Raw genomic sequence first — 5096 nt, 5'->3', positions numbered from 1 at the left:
TCGATAGGCTGAAAGACATGAATTATAAACATGTGGAAAATAAATACAATTCCTTATTTGCATCATAATACTTCTCAATTACAAGACATTTGATATAAAATGTATACCAAATCCCTCCACCTTCCTTACCACACTTCTTCCATCAGTTTGTACAATTACTTGCTGTGTTTCTGCACTCCCATTGACCAATACCAGTGTCTTCAGTGCAGGAAAATACGCACTATCAACCCAAGGGTTGTCAGTTGCAAAGAGCGCTTTTTTCCCGGTCGCATGCTCGATCAGTGCCCGCAAGGCACTCGTATTCTGCGCGCTGTATCGATACCCACTTAGATAGAGACCTTTACCTTTCCCCACAGCATGTTCGGTCACGACAGGGAACCCATCCTGGGCCTGAAGCACCTTGGCCTCCCCGTCAAGGAGATGCACCCCGTCTTTTTTATTGATATGAAATGCACGGAATTGGACGGATGGTACTTCCTCAACCCGCCACAGCCCGTGGCACAGTCTCCTGCCATCGTCAACATCAACACCCAACACCGGAGCCATTCGCATGGTGTCGGCGTATCCGTCCACTACAGAAGGTTCATTCACTCCCAAGAAGACACCGCCCTCATGCACCCATCGGGTAAGTAGTTCAACGACGGTATCGTCCTTCCAATGGGCTCCCCCACTCCAGCTGCTGGCGGCAAATCCTGCATTGATCAACACATCCAGATTTGCAAGATTCTGCGGCTTTACCTCATCAAAATCCAGAAATACCACCGTATACGGAAGGCCTGCCAGACTTTCCAGAATATTGACCAGATCCAGATCCGGGTGCTCGTGGTAATGACCGCCACAGGTCCAGGACCTGAGCTTTCCCCAACTCGTAAGAATTCCAATAGTGATGGGGGCGGTATAGACGCTGCCGTTCCTATGCAATTGCTTGATCTTTCTGAATTGGTCGGCAATATCAGCAATGGTATCGACAAATTCCGGGAAATCCTGGGTTAGATGAAGATATCCACCCAATCCGATGCGATCGACCGGAGATCGGAGCAATGCACGACGTATCTGCACCCAATAACGACGGGCATCAAGGGCGGGGTCCCCCCCTTCCTTGAAGGTAGGGCCTCCCCCCAATCCCACCGGGAAAAGATAGGGATGGAGACGCAATTCATGCACAAGGTTGCCGGGAACTGCACTGCAGAGCCTGGCCTCAAAGCCTGAGAACACACATTTGATGATTCCATCGAAGCCTATGGATTGGAAAGCAGGGGACTGCGGTTCCATCCCCACCCAGCTGTCATCATAGAATACAAAGGCTTTCTTCCCATATTCGTGAACGGTATCCACCAACACCTTGGCAAAGCTGCAGACAAACCGGTTGGTAAACCACAGATAGTCGACCATCTTTTGGTTCCAGACAATATGGTTGGGATTGCGGTACCCTTGGTTGATAAAATCCTCACCCCAGAGCGTATACCCATACTCCTGGGCAAACTGCTCCAGAGCCAACGGACTTACCGTAGAGTCGTAGGAAGCCCAATCTGTAAACACAAACGGATTTCGCTCATCACTACCCCAGATCCATACAAAATTGTAGAACAAGGAAGTGAACCGCACCACATCCGTCTGAAGATGTGCTTCGCACCAACGCCTCAGCCAGGCCACCAAATACTCCTGGACATCAGGATATCTTGGGTCGAGCTGCCGCAAAGGCTCGGTATCCCAGTGGTTCGTTACATGGTTGTACAGGTTGATCTCTTCCCAGATCCGGTAGGCAAGGAAGTTCACACTGTACTGGTGCCATTGGCGTGTATTTTCTACGACAACGCTTTTCGTTTCGCTTTCATACTTCCAGCTCGAAGGGACCACCAATTCCCCTGTTGTCCGGTCAAAAACCTGCCAATAAGCGACTGATTCCTCATTGATAGAAAACTGTTTTGAAAAATATAAAGCAAGCAACGGAATCCGAAGACTCGGGTCGGTGGCAAGCAATCGCTCACTTTCCAGAAAAATCTGTTGTTGGTAGAACGGATGTTCCTTGGCAAACGAAGTATGCTCACGGATGATGCACAACGTGGAATACACGACCTTCCCCGATCGCATCAATTCATCGGAAAGTTGGGTACCTTCACAATCGCGAATACCATCGGCGCCCCACCGTTTGGCCAGACGCACCGTCAGATTCTCATATCCCGCTTCCCCCGGCATGGTAAAGTCGCCATGCATCGCGTCTTCTCCACCGTCCATGAAAGTCCTCACTTCCTAGACGGTAGCACGCAAACAGGCAGACGTCCAGAAGAACACTCAGAGCAAGCCTTTCTCCATCACATACAGCACATCCTCATCCACCTTCCTGCGCACAGCTTCCAGGTTCTCGAACTTGGTGATCGGACGGATGAACGTCTTCAATTCCAGACTGATGTGCTGCCCGTAGAGGTCACGGCTGAAGTGCAACAGGAAGGTCTCGATGGTCACACGACTTGAATCGTCAACGGTAGGACGAGGACCGATGCTGGTAACCCCGAGGAACCGCTGGCCATCGACAATGGTGATGGTACCATACACCCCGTGCTTGGGAAGCAATTTGCTTGGATCCACACTCAGATTGACGGTGGGCATCCCCACCGTCCTTCCCAGTTGTCGGCCATAGACGACTTCCCCACTGAGGGTATACGGATAGCCGAGCATGGCTTCTGCCTGCTCCGTCCGACCTTCCCGCAACGCTTGTCGAATCCGCTCGCTGGTGATTCGGCTTCCCTCATAGGTGATCGGTTCGATCAAGCGGGTAGCCGAAGCATGATCAGGATGACCACTGTCGAGCATCAGCATCGCCTCTTTGTAAGAAGGAGCGGATGCACTCTCAACTATCAGAGTATCTGCAGAAGCAGAGCGGGCGAGCAGGATTCGGCGTTCCTCCGCTGTGGTAAGAACCTCAGCTTTGGGCAAACCCAGAAGATAGAGCTTGTCCGGATGATTGGCCAACAACGCCTGATGACCCAGATGAACGCCGTCGAATACGCCGTAGGAAACGGTCATGCAGCCTTCCTCCGAAGCACATACAACACCATCCCGATCACATAATACAAGGCTGTGGCCGCCCAGAGCTGCCAACCACCCTGCAAAACACCGGGGATGTAGGTTGCTACCAATACCACCAGGGTAATGAGGGGCAAAGCCTTTCCTCCTGGTGCACGGAAGTACCCCTGTTCCAAAGTAGGATGCTGCTTGCGCTCAGCGAGGACGGTCAGACAGACGATCGCAACCACAATGACATTGCACAACGCCCCGAGGTTGATCAACAAATTGGTAAGCTGAGGGATTGCAGAGAAGAATCCGGTGACCAGCGTAATGACGATGGTGGCGGGAATGGCTGCTCCGCTTTTCGCATTTTCCTTGGCCAGAAACGGGGCAAGCACCCCGTTTTCACTACTGGCCTGCAAGGTTCTCGCTGCAAGCGCCATGGTTACGATCATGGTGGTCAGCAAGGCAAGCACTGCGGAAATGGAAATCAACGGGGTAAGGAAGGAAAGTGAGGGAACAAAGGAAGCTGCTGCATACAAGGGAATGTACCGCATTCCTGCATTCGCCTCCAAATACCCGGAAGAGACCAAGCCGAGGGTGGCGACCAAAACGAAGAGGTACAAGACCAAAACGACGGCCATGGCGATAGCCATCGCCTTGGGAATGGTCTTGTTCGGATTCTCCACCTCTCCTACCAAGAAAGAAAGGGCGACGATGGCCCCGTAGGCTACCATGGCAAGGGGAAGTGCATCGAAGAAACCGGTGGCACCACCACTTCCTTGACTGAAGAATGGTTTGAACAACGCAGGGTTCCACGAGCCACCGGTAAATACCGCCGCCGCATACACAATAAGCGTGCCTGCAAGGAACAGGGTGAGAAAGGTGGTGGTTCTTCCGGTAATCCGGAAGCGCAGACCGTTGAGTATCCCGCTGAACAATACGGCGATCAAAGCCAGGGGAACTTGCAAGGTAGAGAAGAAGGGAAAGGCCACCGACAAATAAATGCCGATGTAAATGGCCGAAAACGCTGCTCCGGCTATGCATCCGAACAAATACGCCCAGGCTGAAATCCAGCCCCAGAGCTTGCCCTGTTCTCGGGTTTTGCCCAAAAGAAGCGCAGGGAAGGTGAATACCCCACCGCTGTGGGGATACCGGGAAGCCAATTCCGCAGTCTGCAGCCCGTAGGCAAACAGAATCAAGGCTCCCAGGATCCAGGAGAGAATGGACGCAGGTCCAGCCAAGTATATTGTCAGTCCGGAAAGGGAGAAAATGGCACTGCCGATCATCCCTCCCACCAACAAATGAACACTATCGAACGTTCCTAATTTTTTTTGCATTTCGTTCTCCAACAGGCCAATCATACCGTTCCTGTCTATGGTGTTCAAGAAAGTGACGATACACTGAACGAAAAGTGTCCAAAATCAGAGGAGGACATACTGCCACCGCGGACAGTACACACATCCATATCCATACTCCTATATATCATACCGAGCGTCATACCGTATCATCGGTTGTGTCGGCAAATGTTCTGCATACGTGGACCAGGTGGAATCAGGATGGGGAACCCGAGGCTCGAAACGGAATACCAGATTCGATCCGCGTTTCTCCCTGAGCAGGGCAAGAAAGGCTTGTTCGTCATAGTTCTTGCCATCAATGATAAACTGTGCAGCATCCAGAGGACCATCGTCATACATGATGCCGATGGTTCCGCTTTCCTGTAACGCATCATCATACCGTGAGGGTTCCCGGTTCTGGACAGCTATCTTATCCTTCAGAATTTGCATGGCGGTCTTGCCGTCAATGGAAAACGGCAACACGACACTAAAGGACAACTGGGCGTCTCTCCGTCCCTGATATGCATAGTACGTGACGCCAGATACCTGAACCTCGACCATCAGGGAGAATTTGCTGCCTTCAACGGTAATGGTCTTGGGATGGGCATAAAAAGCATAATCGAGCCCCATCCGCTTGCAATACCAGGCATTGAAACACTCCATACAAAGCTCTGTGTAGGTTCCATCTTCCAAATAGAGGAAATGATTTGCCATCTCATTACATTCTGCACATCGACCCATGATTCACCTCTT

The 5096-nt window shown here is 51.6% G+C and carries 4 protein-coding genes; all 4 read right to left on the bottom strand.

Annotated elements, in window-relative coordinates:
• Nucleotides 1-78 precede the first annotated feature (78 nt).
• Nucleotides 79-2235, bottom strand: a complete 2157-nt coding sequence (gene gnpA / locus AB7C91_RS13485; RefSeq protein WP_428592306.1) for a 1,3-beta-galactosyl-N-acetylhexosamine phosphorylase — start codon at nt 2233-2235, stop codon at nt 79-81.
• A 57-nt stretch (nt 2236-2292) separates the two neighbouring features.
• On the bottom strand, nt 2293-3024 hold the full coding sequence (locus AB7C91_RS13480) for a riboflavin kinase (protein ID WP_428592303.1): 732 nt from the start codon (nt 3022-3024) through the stop codon (nt 2293-2295).
• Nucleotides 3021-4346, bottom strand: a complete 1326-nt coding sequence (locus AB7C91_RS13475; protein WP_332445847.1) for an APC family permease — start codon at nt 4344-4346, stop codon at nt 3021-3023. Before AB7C91_RS13475 ends, AB7C91_RS13480 begins: the two co-directional genes overlap by 4 nt.
• 138 nt (nt 4347-4484) lie before the next feature.
• Entirely contained in the window at nt 4485-5084 is a 600-nt protein-coding gene (locus tag AB7C91_RS13470) for a hypothetical protein (RefSeq protein WP_332445846.1), read from the bottom strand.
• Nucleotides 5085-5096: the final 12 nt, after the last annotated feature.

It is taken from the genome of Sphaerochaeta sp. (genome assembly GCF_050256055.1).
Taxonomy (GTDB): Bacteria; Spirochaetota; Spirochaetia; order Sphaerochaetales; family Sphaerochaetaceae; genus Sphaerochaeta.
This window is presented reverse-complemented; position numbering and strand designations above follow the sequence as displayed.

Excerpts from the sequence above, each read along its gene's own strand:
- gnpA (WP_428592306.1), bottom strand. The coding sequence starts at position 2,235 with ATGGACGGTGGAGAAGACGCGATGCATGGCGACTTTACCATGCCGGGG.
- AB7C91_RS13480 (WP_428592303.1), bottom strand. The coding sequence starts at position 3,024 with ATGACCGTTTCCTACGGCGTATTCGACGGCGTTCATCTGGGTCATCAG.
- AB7C91_RS13475 (WP_332445847.1), bottom strand. The coding sequence starts at position 4,346 with ATGCAAAAAAAATTAGGAACGTTCGATAGTGTTCATTTGTTGGTGGGA.
- AB7C91_RS13470 (WP_332445846.1), bottom strand. The coding sequence starts at position 5,084 with ATGGGTCGATGTGCAGAATGTAATGAGATGGCAAATCATTTCCTCTAT.